Genomic DNA, 16,007 nt, shown 5'->3' with positions numbered 1-16,007 from the left:
CCCTTGATCCCCCCTTAATCCCCCCTTGATAAGGGGGGAAATATGATAATTTTTAACGCCTACCTACTGAAAATAATCGACTAAACCGAATAAATCCCGATTAATCGGACAAAATAGGGCAATTTGCCCATTCAGAGGCCAGAGGGCAGAAAAATTGTCATACTAAATCCAGTTATTAAAAACTGATTATTTATTCCCCTTTGCCTTTTGCATGAGGAGAAAACGGGTTTCTCGGAGAAACCCGTTTTCTGTGCGTTACTCAGTGACAGGGGAAAAATTTTTCCGAACTGGAGTAGCCAAAAAATCCCAGTCCGGGTAAAATTGATTATCGATCGATTGTGTGAGGAGTCCGATCCCCATGACCAATAAACACACAGCAAGGCTGCTGGGCAGTTACCTGCAGCGCCTGCCTGCTCATAGTTGGCTCGTCCTAGTTTTTTGGGCTTTGATTATTGCTCCAGTCCAAGCTGCTGTCGAGTTACGCATTGCCATCAGTAAAGGTGTTAGCTCCGTCTCCGTGGGTAGTTCCACCGATGCTGTGGTGAAAGATGGGGCCGGGAGAGTCCTAGGAGAATTAACCGCCATGAATGCCCTCAATGCTAATCCCAGAGGAAAAGCGGTGGGTTTGGCCGATTGGCAGGCCAGTCAATTGATCATCGAACCGGAGAATGATGGTTACGTCTGGATTAATGATCGCTGGTATCGAGGACGAACAAGGATCATTCGGCAGGGTTCTGGAGTGACAGCCCTAAATTTAGTCGATTTAGAGGAATATCTCTATAGTGTCGTCGGTGCGGAGGCGATTCCCTCCTGGCCGCAAGAGGCCTTAAAAGCCCAATCCGTGGCGGCCCGCACCTATGCTCTCTACCAAATGAATACTTCAGGTAATCGCATCTACGATCTCGATACTACCACCCGCACCCAAGTTTATAAGGGTCTAGAAAGCGAGTTTACTAGCACCCACGAGGCAGTTAATGCCACCGCCGGACAAATTATGAGTTTCAACGGCAAACCGATTTTAGCGGTGTTTCACTCCTCCTCCGGGGGTCATACGGAAAATGTCGAGGATGTTTGGAATTCCCCCCTACCCTACCTGCGCGGTGTCGTCGATTACGATCAAGTCGCCCCGGTATTCCAATGGTCAAAAAACTTTAGCGCCAACGAATTAGGCCGTTTAATCGGTGGTATCGGTCGCGTGCGATCGCTATCTCCCGAAAGGATCACTCCCCACGGACGGGTGATTAGAATGCGTATAGTGGGCGATCAAGGCTCTAAATTAATCTCTGATACCCAATTACGGCGAATACTCGAGCTGCGTAGTACCCTATTCACGATTTCAGCTAATAACGGTACTTTTGCCATCAATGGTCGCGGTTTCGGTCATGGGATCGGTTTAAGTCAATGGGGCGCTTTTTCCCTCGCTGAGCAAGGGGTGACTTATGATAGCATTCTCGGCCATTATTATCAAAATGCTCGTTTAACTGAAATGCCCAATTAAAAAGGCTGTCAGCCATTTCCAGTGAACAGTGAACAGTAAAGAGTGAACTGATAACAAGGATCGAATCTAAAACCTAATTGGTTAAGCTAAGTAGGGAGGCACAATTATTTGTAGGATGGGTTAGCGGTAGCGTAAACTATGCTGGCGTTGGGTTTCATGCTTCAACCCAACCTACGTTCATCTGATCAGTGATCACTGATAACTGATCACTGATAACTGATAACTGATAACTGATTATGAGATAATGTCTAATCTCACTTGTAATTTTTGACTTGCATGACCATCGTTACCGAAGCCTTAACCGAGTTGGAACCAGTCATAAAAACTACCTTTACCGTTGAGGAAATTCGCCAACTACTGCCCCATCGTTATCCCTTTGCCCTAGTTGATCGGATTATTGACTATGTACCAGGTAAAAAGGCCGTTGGCCTAAAAAATGTCACAATCAACGAGCCTTTTTTCCCCGGTCATATTCCTAGTCGTCCCTTGATGCCGGGGGTGTTAATTGTGGAATCCATGGCCCAGGTGGGGGGAGTGATTTTAACCCAATTACCCGGGATGAAAGGGAAATTTTTTGCCTTCGCTGGCATTGATAAAACCCGTTTTCGTCGTCCTGTGGTGCCGGGAGATCAATTAATTATGACGGTGGAATTATTATCCTTCAAGATGAATAAAATTGCTAAAATGCAAGGGGAAGCAAGAGTCGATGGGCAATTGGCCGCCCAAGGCGAAATGATGTTTTCCATCTTTGATTGACCTATGAATTTTGATCGAGATCGTCTCCGACAAGAACTAAATTTATTTGCTATTCTAGGGGCTTTTATTACCAATATTTTCGCTAATATTTTCCCTCTTAAGGGCGAAAATATCGGGGCTATCTCGAATACAGTTTTTCAAGATGTCTTAATTGTTCCCGCTAATTATGCTTTTGCGATCTGGGGATTAATTTATCTGGGTTTAATTAGTCTGGGAATTTACCAAGCTTTGGCTTTTAATAAAACTGAACCGCGTTTGCGTCGGTTAGGCTACGAATTAGCCATCGCTAGTGCTTGTCAGATTCTCTGGGTAATTCTCTTTCAATTGCGTTTTTTTACTCTGTCTTTATTGGCAATGCTAGGCATTTTAATTCCTCTCATCCGGCTTTATCTTCGCTTAGAAATTAATCGCTTGATTGTCAATCGTAAACAGGGTTTATTAGTTAATGCTCCTATTAGTATTTATTTCGCTTGGATTAGCGTAGCCACGATTGTCAACGTCGCTTCGGTGCTAGATTGGATCAACTGGCAGCAATGGGGTTTAACTGACCAAATCTGGACGGTAATAATCCTAGTTATCGGGGCGATAATCGCGATTTTAGTCGGTTTAAAAAGAAAAGATCGGGCTTTTATCGGGGTGTTTATCTGGGCTTTTTTAGCGATCGCTGTTAAACAGATTTCTCTGCCTCTAATTGCGATAACAGCGATTATATTAGCGATTACCCTAACTTTTCTGGTTTTTCGTGGCAATTTTCGCCCTCTGAGTCGTTAAGATGCCCGATCACAGCGAATTTCGACGATAAAGCCATCGGGATCATAGAAGTAAACCCCTCTCCCAGTCGGCCGGGTTACGGGTCCACTAGCAATGGTAATTCCCTGACTTTGTAGCACTTCTAGGGCAAAATCGAAGCATTCCGGGGCAATATCGAAGGCTAAATGATTGGCACGGGTAAAAGCGATTTCGGGATTGTCGTCGGGAGGGTTTAAATCTGGTTCCCAAAATAGGTCAATTACTGTACCATCGGGGGTGATAAAATTGGCCACTTTTCCCTGGGCAACTAATTCTTTTAAGGTACTAGGAATTTTTTCCCCCACTAATTCCTCTAATCCTAATATTTCCCCATAAAAATGACGAGAGGCATCCATATCTTTGACGTTGAAAGCGATATGATGAACTTTTCGCAGTTGACCGATTTTGAGTTTTTTCGCAGTTACGAAAGGGCTAATAGTCATTTTAGTTATCATTTATCAGTAAAGGATTGGGGGATTTTTCAGTGAACAGTAATCAGTAATCAGTGAAAAGACAGCACTATTAATGTCATTTAATACTCCTCATTTAATACCGTTAACTGATAACTGATAACTGATTGGCGACTTAAGAGTTAATTTTTTGCAATAATTGTCGAATGGATTCGGCATCTTGAGCGTTGGGTAGGAGAGCGAGATAGAAGCCTAAATCCTGTTGCGCTTGGCTGAGTTGTCCAATTTGATAGTAAACTAAACCTCGATCGCGCAGCTCTAGGGGATGATTAGGAATGAGCAAAAGTAGCAGATCTATTGTCCGAATTGTCTGAGACCATTGTTGACGATTCAGGTAAATATATTTTAAATTAGTCAACAAACGTAATAAAATTTGCTGATTGGTAGCAATATTGAGAAAATGTTCTTCTAATTTAACTGGCTGTTGATAAATTTGACTTAATCTTTCTTGACAGTCCTGTTTAAATAGGATTTCACCACCGTGAAAGGGATCGACAAAAATTTCTACTTCCTCGAAATCGGGACGGATAATAAAATGGCCCGGCATACCAATTCCTACCATGGGAAAATCTATCTGTTTGGCAATCTCTAAATAGATGATCGAGAGAGTGAGTGGGATACCAGTGCGGCGATCAATTACGTCATTTAAGTAGCTATTGCGGGGGTCATAGTATTCTTGGGTATTACCAGTAAATTGTAAATCTTCAAACAAATATTGATTGATAACCTTGACTATTTTTAAGGGATATAATCTATCCGGTAAACGTTTTTTTACCTCGTCAGCCATTAAATTTATTCTATTTAAATAGTGATCAATCTTGAGGCGCGGATATTCAAAATTGGCTATTTGTAGGGCTGCCCGAGCTAGATTTATCTCAGAGTCAGGATGTTGAATTGTTTCGATGAAGGCTTGGTATAAGAGTTCAAGGGTCATTAGAAAAGGGTATTAATCAGATTATCAACTATTTTAACCGATGCTTCCGTTTTTATCGCTTCTCTTTTCTGATCACCATTAAAGATTCAGTGATTTAGATGAGCTTTCCCTGGAGAAGTAGCGAGAAATCTTGTCAAGGTCTAGATTAACCACTGCTTTTTCTAAAGGGATCGTGCGACAATTTTTAGATTGATCCTGCACTTGATAAACTAATTGATTTGTCCAATCTAAAGCAGTTAACCAACCACTTTGAGGATGATAAACCCCAGTTTCAATGTCTAGCCAACCGCTGCCGCGAGCTAGTTGCCCCGGTTTGACATCGGGAAAGGTAAAGGTTAAAGTATGACCTGTGATAATTAGTTTATCCTTGAAATAGGGTTGGGTCATGGTATGAAATTCGTTTCTAATCCAACAAAACTGCTCGTTTGTTTGCTGTTCAAGGGGATATTCTGGGTGGACTCCCGCGTGAACTAACCAAATATCTCCTAGGTCTAAATAAGCGGGTAGGGATTGGAACCAATTGATATGCTCGGCGGGTATATTGTTATTATAACTTAGTAGTGTCGCCGCCCCGCCACTCTCGATCCAACCGTTTAACCATCTTTCAGAAACTTCTTTTCCTGCCAGAGCTTTTAAGAGCATATATTCATGATTTCCTAGGAGACATTGGTAGTTATTTTTGATCACGAAATCCACCACTTCCAAGCTCTGCTCTCCTCGATCGATTAAATCTCCCAGAAAATAAACCTCATCCTCACTATCGGGACGAACTCGGTTTAATAGTCGCAAAAGTGCCTGAAAACTGCCATGCACATCTCCGATAATAATACGACGCGGTTCTTGAGTCTGTTTCCCTATTTTTCTAAACAACACACACCCCTCCCTCATCACTGACAATAATGACATTGCTACTCTTTTATCGCTAAAAAAGTAGTTTTTATAAGGTCTTAATTTTATTATAGGACAAAGCTTTCCTTCTGACAGTCACTCTCTCCTAAGAACCGCCAGAGAAAGGCTGTAATTATTTTGTAAAGTATTTTTGCAATCTCTGGACAGAGAGCGGTCAGGTTATGGTATTATTTTTTTATGATCAGTTTTTATATAATTGGACATCAGCACTCGCTAATAAACGCAAAGATTCCCATTATATAAAAAAGTATCTCAAAAAAATGCTCCCTTGTCAAGCATCATCAAAAAAAAGTTTTTTTTTGAGATTATAATAAAAAAAAATTAGTTTTCTGCTGCTATGATAACCCTAATTAACGCTAGAATTCCCGCCCATCAGGATCGACAACAAATAGAGATAAATGCTGCGGGAAAGATCGAGAGAATCACGGAGATGGGGGGAAGGAAAAAAGGGGAAAAGATTATCGATATGGAAGGGGATTGGCTATCCTTAGGAGGAGTAGATTTACAGATCAACGGAGGATTAGGATTAGCATTTCCTGACTTAGAAATAACAGATCTAGAAAAATTAGATAAGATTAGCGATTATCTGGGGAATCAAGGAATTGATGGTTATCTTCCCACTCTAGTCACCACGTCCGTGGAGAAATTTCAAAAATCCCTCTCAGTAATTGCCAAATATATCGAAAAACAGCAACAGGAAAATCGATCGAGCGCCCAGGTTTTAGGAGTACATTTAGAGGGACCATTTTTAAACTATGAAAAAAGGGGAGCGCATCCGTCCCAATATCTTTTAAACCCAAGTATAGAAGCAATAGATAAAATCTTTGGGGACTACTTATCGATCGTAAAAATTATCACCCTAGCCCCAGAATTAGATAGTAGCGGTACAGTGATTAAATACTTAAGCGATCAAGGAATTACCGTCAGTTTAGGACATTCGCAAGCGAGTCAAGAAATAGCCAAAAAAGCCTTTTTGCAAGGGGCAAAAATGGTTACTCATGCCTTTAATGCCATGCCTCCTTTACACCATCGTCAACCGGGGTTATTAGGGGAAGCAATTATCAATCGCGAGGTATATTGTGGGTTAATTGCCGATGGTCAACACATCCATCCAACCATGATAGAATTATTACTAAAAGCCAGTAATTATCATCAAGGAATTTTCTTAGTTAGTGATGCTTTAGCGCCGATTGGTTTAGGGGATGGTGTCTATCCTTGGGACGAGAGAGAAATTGAAGTCAAACAGGGAACAGCAAGACTTTTTGACGGTACTTTAGCGGGAACAACCTTACCCTTATTACAAGGAGTAGCCAATTTAGTTAACTGGGGAATATGTGATTTAGAAACGGCAATTCTTCTAGCGACAGAATCCCCCAGAAAAGCGATCGGATTAGCTGGTTTATCGGTGGGACAACCTGCCAACTTTTTGCGCTGGCAATCGGCATCAAATTGGGAAAGATTGGATTTCCGTCAGCATTTTGGACTCTAACTGTTGAATGAGGGTATCAAGATCGACTTCGAGGCGATCAAAACATTCAGGAGGAGAAAGATCGGGTTGAAAATAAATCAATTTTACCTGACCATCACCGATAGCGACTATAGCCACTTCTTCGCTGGGATTATAGCGATAAATAATCCCAAGCATCTCTTGAATTTTACAATTAACCTTGCGATTTAATTTCTCTAGGGACTCCCTAGAACAACAGACAAAATGAGGCTGAGGTTTAAGATCGATGCCTAGGGTTTCTTGAGCATCTTCTCCCCATTCCGAGAGTAAACCCCACATTAAACCGGCTAATTCCCGTTGATTTTCTTGTACAAATTGATCTAATTGATAGCGCCATTGATTAGCGGGATCATCGGGTATTGCTTGTTCAAATCTCATCATTAGCCTCTTTTCAGTTATCAGTTATCAGTTATCAGTTATCAGTTATGCGTTATCAGTTATGCGTTATCAGTTATCCGTTATCAGTCCTTAATAAGGGGGGTGCCGATCCCCCCTGCCCCCCTTGATAAGGGGGGTGCCGATAGGCGGGGGGATCCCCCTTGATAAGGGGAGTGCCGATAGGTGGGGGGATCCCCCTTAATAAGGGGGGAAAGCTGACAATTTTTAACACCTACCTACTTAACGACGGTACTCATCACCGCAATCACCGATTAACTGCAATAAATCCCGGGATTTTTCCAAGACATGATCAATTTTTTGATAGTCTTGGGGAGATAATTGAAAATCGAAAATACGGGCATTTTCTGCGATATGTTCAGCAACACCCAAACGCACCCCGATAATTGCCCCGGCTACGGCTTTTTGTTCGAGAACGTAACGCACTGCCACATTAGAAATGGTGACATGATAGGAATCAGCGATCGCTTTAAGAACAGTTAATAATTCTTGGAATAATTGCCAGTTTCCCCAAGCATCGATCATGTTTTTATATTTCCGTAAACTAGCGGTATTGAGACTCATGGCATTGGGTTCAGGATGACCGAGATATTTAGCTCCTAATAAGCCTCCTGCTAGAGTACCATAGGCCAGGAGATAGATGTTATGTTCTTGGCAAAATTGCGCCATTTTGACGAGGGGACGGCGATCAATCAGGGAAAACTGGACTTGATTGGAGACTATTTTAATCCCGGCGCTGAGAATAATTTTTAAATGTTCCGTGTCGAAATTAGTCAAGGCTAGGTGTTTAATTTTGCCTTCCTGTTGTAATTCTCCTAAAAAGTATAAGGCATCTAGATAATTTTTATCGCGATAATCCCACCAGTGAAACTGCAATAAATCGAGACTATCCACATCCATGCGACGCAGGGAAATAGCGATATTTTTTGCGACTATTTCCTTAGTCATTTTACCCGGACGGGGAACCCATTTAGTGAAAGCTTGCAGATTATTTAAAGCATCAATACCCCTTTGAGCGACTAATTGACGACGAAATTCACCGATAAAATCTTCAGCCGGACCGTAATGATCGGCCAGATCCCAAGTGGTGAAACCGGCATCTAGATAGGAGAACATACTAGGGATCGCTTTTTGGGGTGCGATCGAACCATGGCTGCCTGAAACTTGCCACATTCCGTTCAAAATACGACAAATTTCCAGATCGGGGGTAAACTGTAAGCGACGAGATTCGGACATGGGGACTTTTCAGTGTTGCCAAAGGCACGGCGTAGCCGTTCAGTAAACAGTAAACAGTAATCAGTGAAAAGACAGCAGAAAACTGCCATTGAATACTGCTCACTTAATATTCTATTCTCCTACTGACCACTAATCACCGATTACTGATTCAAGACAGATCGATCGTCCCTGTCTGGAAAAACGCAGTCAAGGGGAAGACTTTCGGAAAAATCTCCCCCTGTTTAGGTTTTTGCTGCTCAATTTTTGCCCGGTTAATATTCCACTTCCAATCGCGCTGCGGTGACAGCATCAAAAGCGAAAGCGAGAACTATAGGCATAGGACAAGCGAGGATGACACAGAGAATTAAAGCTGTCACAGTCAATCCAATCGCCATTCCTAACCAAAGTTTTTCGGCAGGGGATAGACCTTTTTGACGCTTAATATTTTGTAACACTTTGGTGGGAATTGGTTCTGGCATGACGGCATTGGGAGGGAATGCCCAATAATTACTGTAGCGTTCGAGAAATAGCTCTGTCCAGCCGTTTTCTTGACACCATTCTTGAATCCATGGTTCGTGAAAGTGTTTCATTGCTTCCCTGTTGACTTTTTCTGGTGATTACTTTAAACATCTCTTGATGCGAACTTCATCCTAGCAAAGCTATCTTAAGGGTCGATCGGATTCAATAAAACTTAATATATGAGTAGTCGGTGGGTAAAATGTATTCTAAGATACAGTGCCAGCGAACGACCAGAACGAACCACAAAGACACAAAGGACACAAAGATCGATCGCTCCTATATAAGTTAAACCGATCACACAAAAGAACCTAATTGTTAAAAAATTTCGGTTCTTGATTCAGTACAGATTGCCTGTAATTTTTGGTCCCAAGTATCGAGGGGAAGGGTATCGAGATAGGCAAAGTCAAAGACAATCCCGATCGAGGGGATAGCTTGCCATTCGGGGGAATGTAGGAGACGATCAAAATAACCTCCCCCGTAACCTAAGCGATAACCTTGGCGATCGCAAGCGACGGCGGGAATTAACAGTAAGTCCACTTCGGTCGGTAAAATTAGAGGAGCGATCGCTGTTGGTTCATAGATGCCATAACGATTTAATTCTAGGGGATCGTCGGCAGTCCAACAGTGCCAAGTCAGGCTATCTCCGTCACAACGGGGAAAACCCCAGCGATGGTGTTGACAAAATAAGGAACTTAAATCCGGCTCTTGACGATAACTGAAGTAAGCGAGAATGGTTTTAGCGTGGTGAAAGAGGGGCAAAGATTGTAAATTTTTGCAAAGTTGCTGACTATTTTCTTGCCAAATATGCTTAGGAAGCGATCGTCTTTGGGCAATTAGTTGTTTGCGTAATTGGGCTTTTTTGGTAGCAGAATCCATAAAATAAAGATAAATAGGAGAGTAAGTAGCTGGTTATAATTAAATTGAAGATGGATCCCCCCTTAATCCCCCCTTGATAAGGGGGGCATCTGACAGTTTTTAACACCTAACTACTTAGTAAGAACGATGCTAAATCTATTTAACTCGCTTTTTGGGCGTTATAACGAGAATATCAAGGCCAATGTGGAAATTTACACGTGGGCAACTTGTCCCTACTGTATTCGTGCTAAATGGTTGCTGGGTTGGAAAGGGGTAAAATACACCGAATACAAGATTGATGGGGATGAAAGCGCTCGTCAAGCCATGGCGGAACGGTCTAACGGTAAACGCAGTGTACCACAGATTTTTATCAATAATGAACATATCGGTGGTTGTGATGATTTGTATGCTTTGGATGGTCAGAAAAAATTAGATAATTTATTGGCTAAATGTGGGACTATCTAAAGTCTATTGACGAAAAAGCCTATGAGAAACATCGACAATGGATGCAGTTAGCTTTAAATTTAGCAGCAACTGCGGGGGATCGGGGTGATGTGCCGGTGGGAGCGGTTATCGTGGATAAACAGGGACATTTAATCGCTCAAGGGGCTAATTGCAAGGAAAAACACCATGATCCTACCGCTCACGCCGAAATTTTGGCGATTCGTGCCGCTAGTCAGGTTTTAGGCAATTGGCACTTAAATGATTGTACCCTCTACGTCACCCTCGAACCCTGTCCCATGTGTGCCGGGGCAATTATTCAGGCTAGATTAGGATTATTAGTGTACGGTGCTGACGATCCCAAAACAGGAGTTATCCGCACTGTGGCTAATTTTATTGATAGTCCTTTTTCTAACCATCGTTTACCGGTAATCGCGGGAATTTTAGCCAAGGAATCGGGGGAATTATTACAAACTTGGTTTGAGAAAAAAAGATGAGAGACATTCCTCGAATTACTGTCAGTAATTCCCCGACAATTACTTTCCTACCATATCACCGTTCCCTGCGGTTGAGACGTGGGGCAACCTCGTAATTTAGGCAAGAGTGTGACTGTTGAACTGTTGAATAAGGTTAATTAAGTTGATTGAAAACACTTGAGTCAAAAATAAATGACAGTCTGTTTAAGTTTATGATAACATTACTTTATCAGTTAGTTGACATAGATACACCATCTAAAGATACCGTAAATATACGGTAGATAACGACCAACACACTGTTGTAGTCTAAAATTATGAATCCAGTGAGTTTCTCAACTTGTATTTTATGATATATACTCTAAATATAGCGCACCTACATGAAATGTAAACCCCCTCCGTTTGCCGTCTTGCGACACCTGACTTCTAGAGCCTAGCCGTTCACAAATCAACTAGGCGCACTATATATATTTTTTTTATGTTAGGATAACTCACAAATGTATGGTATAAAATAAGATTTATCTGTGTGCTGTAAATTAGAGTGTTTTTACAATATTTAATGGAAGCAACAAAACAATAAATTCACTATGCAACTTACTAACTTTATCTCTAATAAGTCGGATCGATCACAAACTAAAAAATGGCTCAAAACCCTTACATTAGCCTGTTCCTATGCTGGATTATCAGGGAAAAAATCGCTTTGGGATCTAGCTGACTTAGCTTGTAAAGTTGAAACTGAATGGGGAAATCATCCCAATTACCATTTTAAAGCACTGTCTGATGCTTGTGGTATTTCTGAGTCACGATTACAGTTATTAGCGAGAACAGCTAAATTTTATCCCCCAAAAGAACGTTTTCATCAGCTTAGTGTAAGCCATCATATAGAAGCAATGCGAAAAGCTCCTACTGAGGCTCACTACTGGCTCAATCAAGCATTAGAAAAGAAATGGAATAGTACAGATATACGTTTAGCTATTACAGGTAATGGTGATCCTCAAAAATTTTCGTGGTTGAGATGTGGAACATTTTGGTACTTTTCTCATTGCGATCCTCGATTTGGAATTAAATACCCTGGGCGTATTCCGGGGCAAATAGCAGCTAATTTAATTCATTATTTTACTGAACCTGATGATCTTGTGGTAGATTTAATGGCCGGAGGTGGTTCAACTTTAGACGCTGCTCAATTCTTAGATAGACGATGTTTAGGTTATGATTTAGCGTCTGTTCGTTCTGATATTTTAATTAATGATGCTCTTTTAGGCGTTCCAGAAGAAGCTCATGGAGCGAAATTAATTTTTTTAGATCCTCCCTATGGTGCGATTGCCAAAAATTTATACAGTAAACATCCTCACTGTTTATCTCAAATGAATGAAACGGAGTTTATTAACGCTTTAGTTACCATTGGTGATCACTGTCGGCAAGCACTATCACCTGATGGTTATTTGTCCATTTTGATCCAGAATGTTTATGATTGGGAAAATCACACAATCTTTAAGGTTGTTTCTAGTTTTCTTGATAATAATTGGAATTTAGTGAGTCGAATTCAGGCTCCTATTTCTAATCAACAAATTTCATCTAGTGTAATGAAATGGGCGAGAGAAAACCGTAAAATGGTTAATACAGATCGCGATCTTTTAGTTTTTCAAATGAATAAGGAGTAATTGTGTAAATGTACGCTTCAAACTCTAATCTTTATCGTGAACCTATCCCAATCTCCAGCCAATTTGCAGAAGTTTTGGAGTCAGATATCCAAGACTATGTAGAAAATTTACGGCAATTAGATACGCCAGAAATAGCTGAAGGATTACAAAGTTCTCGTAATCGAATGCTATCTGAAAATATTATTCAGCAATCACAGACTGTTCAAGGTTTAGGATCAATGGTAGCGGTTGATGGTGGGAATAATGTTTTAAATATTGGACTAGGAACACAGTGTTTTGTTGTTTCTGTCCTATACTCTTTACGTCAAAACTATGATGTTAGAATTTCAATGGAAAGACTAGCATTTGAAGAAGAAGAAGCAACGGCTTTAATGTACGGAGTTCGTAATGCAATGGAGGTAAGAGATATTTATGATGCAAATGAAAGAGAAAGCTTTTGTATTGTAGATAACTCTTGGGTTTCTTTATTAGAAAATGTTAATCGAGTTTTAGTTAACTACCGACGAAATAATAGCGACGATGATCAACAAAGTTTGTTAAAATTTTTACAGCCAATGCTTTCTCGAAATGGTCATTTTATTGGTATTCTTCAAAATTCTCGCAATATTGCCATTTCTAAAGGTGGGGTTTCACGATTCTATTGCAATCAGTATGGCTCAAATTCTTTAAATTTATTGGATAAGGTTTTCCTTTTAGGCGTTCTACAAGCAGGTGAATATACTAAACCAATTCCTTTATCGGAAAGTGGTTTAGGTAAATTAAATGTACATACAGATAGTATTTTTGAAAGCCAAAATGCTATTAAAGAGATTTATAATGCTACTTTTACCAGTACAGGAGATGTAAATTGTATTGGTTCTTCGGTTTGTCTTATGCAATAGACGGGAGTTATAAGGGATGGAACCCTTATAGAGAAAGACATTGGGCGATTTTTGTCAATTGTTTTTTATCTAAAGCGAACTAATCAATTAAATCCCTTACCAGATAAAGATTTTGTTGATTTATGCCCCCCTATCGAACCATAACAAGTAACGAAGAGCCATTGTATTTGCTCTACTTACTATAAACCTCATGCTTGGTCGCCAGTAAAAAGAATTGAATTTAATCTCTTCGGGTCTAATTCCCCGCCGCTCGCGGCGTACAATAGAAAAATGAGTGAATACATCCATAAGAGCCATAATGTAAGTGTTTTGCTATATCATTTAGTGTTCCCAGCCAAATATCGTAAAGCCGTTTTCGACGAACAGGTAGATAGCTTGTTGAAAGAAGTCTGTCTAGAGATGGAAAAACGATACGAGATAAAGTTTGTAGAAATTGGAGTGGATAAAGATCATGTGCATTTTCTGGTGCAATCAGTACCGACCTATAGTGTGACAAGGATAGTGACAATGATTAAAAGTATAACGGCGAGAGAAATTTTCAAAAAGTGTCCTCAAGTGAAAAAGCAGTTGTGGGGAGGAGAGTTTTGGAGTGATGGATATTACGCAAGTACGGTAGGAAAGCATGGGGATGAAGGTATGATAGCGAGATATGTAAAAGAACAAGATAAAGAATACCTGCAGCTACACCAAAATCTACAATTGAGTCTATTTTGATTCTGATACCCCGTCCGCTTGCGGCGGGGTAGTTCATTCGGGAGCTTTTAAGAAATGGCAGCAGACTTTTCCATCAAATGTTAGCTACTGTTAGAGATAGCATGATTGTTCCAACAATTTATGAACCGTTAGAGCAGTTTTTAGTTGATCAAGTTGTTAAGCGTCACACAGGACGTTTGCCAAATCTTTATCAAACAGTAGGGGTGGCTAACATCCAAGACTTTAATAGTAATTTGGCCACTCAATTAGTTCGCCGATTCCGCACCTAAAACACTAAGAGGATTTTTTATCATGGTAGAATACATTAGCATTGGCTCAACTCGTAACCGTCAATTTTATGGTATTGTTCGTTCTAGTTCCTTAGGCAATGAATTATTAGGTCGATTAGGGTTTTTAAGATTTAATGCAGGAAATAGCAATATTTCTGTTTTATGTCAAATCATTTCAGTAGATAGACGTAATACCGTTCATGAAGATGGCAGTTTTGGTCCTGTTATTGCAGCAAGAGGTTCTATTCCCTATTTATCATCAATTGGAGATTATGAAGAAGCGATCGCTAAACCTATCGCTCAACAAGTAAATGGAAGTGCTGCACCCTTAAGAGCGAATCCTCCTAGTGGTTCACAAATTGTTAGTTTAGATGATAATTCTTTGATGTCTGAAGAAGAACAAAAAAATCCTCAAATAATTTTTAATAGTTTTGCTCCTGTATCAGAAAGATATTTGAGATATCCAGGGTCATTAGTGGGTGAAGCTATTAATGTCCCTATTATTTGTAAAAGTTTTAATCCTGCTGATGATAATGGTTGGGGTGAAGCTCGCCATGCAATATTTTTGGGAAGATCAGGTAGTGGGAAAACTCATGCTGCCAAAATTATGCTGGCATTATATTTATTATCAACGAGAACAATGGGAGCGTTTATACCTGATGGCAAGGGAGATTTTATTAGACCATCAGGACGTGATTTGAATTTACGGAATTTTTTAGAAGCTAATGGTCGTAATGTTCAAGTTATACATATTGAAGATTTAAGATTAGAAAATACAGATCAACTTCAAGAACTTCTTTCAATTGAAAATTTTCAAAGACTTGTTGCACCTTCTATTGCTCCTGATAAATGGAGATTGCTTTTAGAATTAACTTTAGAGAAATTTACCGATGAAGATGAAAAGCTTATTGTTGAAGGAGACAAGGCTATTAGTCAAGAAAAATTTTTGGAGAAGTTTAATGATAGTTTAGAGTTTGTATATGCTGAAACTGGCAAAAAACTTGATGTTAGAATTGAAAAGCTTAAAAAATCACAAGAAGATAATCTAACAAAAATAACCTCTTTATGGAATCGTGTATTAAAAAGATTTACTGAAGGAGAAAAACTTATAGATATTGTAGATCATGTTTTAATTGAAGGAAAAATTTACTTTCTTGATATTGATAGCTATAATACTTCAGTTAATGTTTTTATACTTGGAACTTTATACAAACGTTTCCGAAGTCGCGCACTTAATCTATATAAAAGTCGACAAAAATATGCAAATGCAATTGTTTATGTCGATGAAGCTAATCGTTTTATCCCTCAATCACCTAAAGATGAAAAACAAAAAGAATTACAAGAAAAATTAATAGACGGAATTAAAACAACAAGACAATATGGTTTAGCTTGGTGGTTAGCGGATCAAAGACCTTCCGCTATTAGTAAAGATGCTTTTACCCAAATGGGAACATTCTTTTTTGGTAAAGGAATGACTGCTGTTGCGGATCAAACTAATATGGAATCAGTTTTAGGAAAAGATGGCTGTAATGTTTATAGTTATGTAGCTACAATGGGAGGAAGTCCATTTGTTGCTAGTGGTCAATTCATTGGAGTTGGTTCGAGTGAATCGGTAGCAGTTCCTATGCAATTTTTCAATAGTTGGCAAACGTTAGCTACCCAAAATAATGAAACTTTAGATGCTCATATTCAGGCAGAAACAACCAACAACAACTCATAA

Annotated in this window: 18 protein-coding genes; 11 read left to right on the top strand and 7 right to left on the bottom strand. The window is 39.9% G+C overall.

All coding sequences use genetic code 11. The features are described from left to right. Nucleotides 1-358 precede the first annotated feature (358 nt). From IQ224_RS04975 to IQ224_RS04965, 3 genes are all read left to right on the top strand, one after another. On the top strand, nt 359-1,498 hold the full coding sequence (locus tag IQ224_RS04975; protein WP_002740975.1) for a SpoIID/LytB domain-containing protein: 1,140 nt from the start codon (nt 359-361) through the stop codon (nt 1,496-1,498). A gap of 276 nt (nt 1,499-1,774) precedes the next feature. Continuing rightward, the gene (fabZ, locus tag IQ224_RS04970) at nt 1,775-2,254 is read left to right on the top strand and encodes a 3-hydroxyacyl-ACP dehydratase FabZ (RefSeq protein ID WP_002740973.1); all 480 of its coding nucleotides are present in this window, start codon (nt 1,775-1,777) and stop codon (nt 2,252-2,254) included. A gap of 3 nt (nt 2,255-2,257) precedes the next feature. Continuing rightward, complete coding sequence (locus IQ224_RS04965) at nt 2,258-3,025, top strand: tryptophan-rich sensory protein (protein WP_002740971.1); 768 nt, start codon at nt 2,258-2,260, stop codon at nt 3,023-3,025. On the opposite strand, the gene IQ224_RS04960 is transcribed toward IQ224_RS04965, so the two are convergent. The 3 genes from IQ224_RS04960 to IQ224_RS04950 form a co-directional block, all read right to left on the bottom strand. Continuing rightward, on the bottom strand, nt 3,022-3,486 hold the full coding sequence (locus IQ224_RS04960) for a VOC family protein (RefSeq protein ID WP_002740969.1): 465 nt from the start codon (nt 3,484-3,486) through the stop codon (nt 3,022-3,024). The genes IQ224_RS04965 and IQ224_RS04960 overlap by 4 nt on opposite strands. A 142-nt stretch (nt 3,487-3,628) precedes the next feature. Further along, nucleotides 3,629-4,447: a SirB1 family protein gene (locus IQ224_RS04955; RefSeq protein WP_002740967.1), complete on the bottom strand. Its 819-nt coding sequence runs from the start codon at nt 4,445-4,447 to the stop codon at nt 3,629-3,631. A gap of 78 nt (nt 4,448-4,525) precedes the next feature. Then, complete coding sequence (locus IQ224_RS04950) at nt 4,526-5,320, bottom strand: metallophosphoesterase family protein (protein WP_002740965.1); 795 nt, start codon at nt 5,318-5,320, stop codon at nt 4,526-4,528. Between the two features lie 373 nt (nt 5,321-5,693). Here IQ224_RS04950 and nagA point away from each other — a divergent pair, with 373 nt between their 5' ends. Next, nucleotides 5,694-6,845, top strand: a complete 1,152-nt coding sequence (nagA, locus tag IQ224_RS04945) for an N-acetylglucosamine-6-phosphate deacetylase (RefSeq protein WP_002740961.1) — start codon at nt 5,694-5,696, stop codon at nt 6,843-6,845. Here nagA and IQ224_RS04940 read toward each other — a convergent pair. The 4 genes from IQ224_RS04940 to IQ224_RS04925 form a co-directional block, all read right to left on the bottom strand. Then, nucleotides 6,801-7,241, bottom strand: coding sequence for a hypothetical protein (locus IQ224_RS04940; RefSeq protein WP_002740960.1), 441 nt, complete (start codon nt 7,239-7,241; stop codon nt 6,801-6,803). The genes nagA and IQ224_RS04940 overlap by 45 nt on opposite strands. A gap of 240 nt (nt 7,242-7,481) precedes the next feature. Next, complete coding sequence (locus IQ224_RS04935; protein ID WP_002740956.1) at nt 7,482-8,495, bottom strand: aldo/keto reductase; 1,014 nt, start codon at nt 8,493-8,495, stop codon at nt 7,482-7,484. 251 nt (nt 8,496-8,746) lie between these two features. Further along, nucleotides 8,747-9,064, bottom strand: a complete 318-nt coding sequence (locus IQ224_RS04930; RefSeq protein ID WP_002733676.1) for a hypothetical protein — start codon at nt 9,062-9,064, stop codon at nt 8,747-8,749. A gap of 244 nt (nt 9,065-9,308) precedes the next feature. After that, the gene (locus IQ224_RS04925) at nt 9,309-9,869 is read right to left on the bottom strand and encodes a 5-formyltetrahydrofolate cyclo-ligase (RefSeq protein ID WP_002733253.1); all 561 of its coding nucleotides are present in this window, start codon (nt 9,867-9,869) and stop codon (nt 9,309-9,311) included. Nucleotides 9,870-9,995: 126 nt separating this feature from the next. Between IQ224_RS04925 and grxC the strand changes: the two genes are divergently transcribed. From grxC to IQ224_RS04890, 7 genes are all read left to right on the top strand, one after another. Next, a complete protein-coding gene (gene grxC, locus IQ224_RS04920; protein WP_002751734.1) occupies nt 9,996-10,313 on the top strand; it encodes a glutaredoxin 3 in 318 nt (105 codons plus the stop codon). Continuing rightward, the gene (gene tadA, locus IQ224_RS04915; protein WP_012268032.1) at nt 10,298-10,786 is read left to right on the top strand and encodes a tRNA adenosine(34) deaminase TadA; all 489 of its coding nucleotides are present in this window, start codon (nt 10,298-10,300) and stop codon (nt 10,784-10,786) included. The genes grxC and tadA overlap by 16 nt, the downstream gene beginning before the upstream one ends. Nucleotides 10,787-11,349: 563 nt before the next feature. Beyond that, nucleotides 11,350-12,423, top strand: coding sequence for a DNA methyltransferase (locus tag IQ224_RS04910; RefSeq protein WP_002740946.1), 1,074 nt, complete (start codon nt 11,350-11,352; stop codon nt 12,421-12,423). Nucleotides 12,424-12,431: 8 nt separating this feature from the next. Further along, nucleotides 12,432-13,304: a hypothetical protein gene (locus IQ224_RS04905; RefSeq protein ID WP_228036099.1), complete on the top strand. Its 873-nt coding sequence runs from the start codon at nt 12,432-12,434 to the stop codon at nt 13,302-13,304. 270 nt (nt 13,305-13,574) lie between these two features. Beyond that, nucleotides 13,575-14,018 (top strand): IS200/IS605 family transposase, encoded by a 444-nt coding sequence (gene tnpA / locus IQ224_RS04900; protein WP_002740761.1) that lies wholly within the window; start codon nt 13,575-13,577, stop codon nt 14,016-14,018. A gap of 77 nt (nt 14,019-14,095) precedes the next feature. Continuing rightward, the gene (locus IQ224_RS04895; protein ID WP_228036098.1) at nt 14,096-14,287 is read left to right on the top strand and encodes a hypothetical protein; all 192 of its coding nucleotides are present in this window, start codon (nt 14,096-14,098) and stop codon (nt 14,285-14,287) included. Between the two features lie 22 nt (nt 14,288-14,309). Beyond that, complete coding sequence (locus tag IQ224_RS04890; protein WP_194032637.1) at nt 14,310-16,007, top strand: ATP-binding protein; 1,698 nt, start codon at nt 14,310-14,312, stop codon at nt 16,005-16,007.

This window comes from Microcystis sp. LEGE 00066 (assembly GCF_015207925.1).
Lineage (GTDB): Bacteria > Cyanobacteriota > Cyanobacteriia > Cyanobacteriales > Microcystaceae > Microcystis > Microcystis ichthyoblabe_A.
This window is presented reverse-complemented; position numbering and strand designations above follow the sequence as displayed.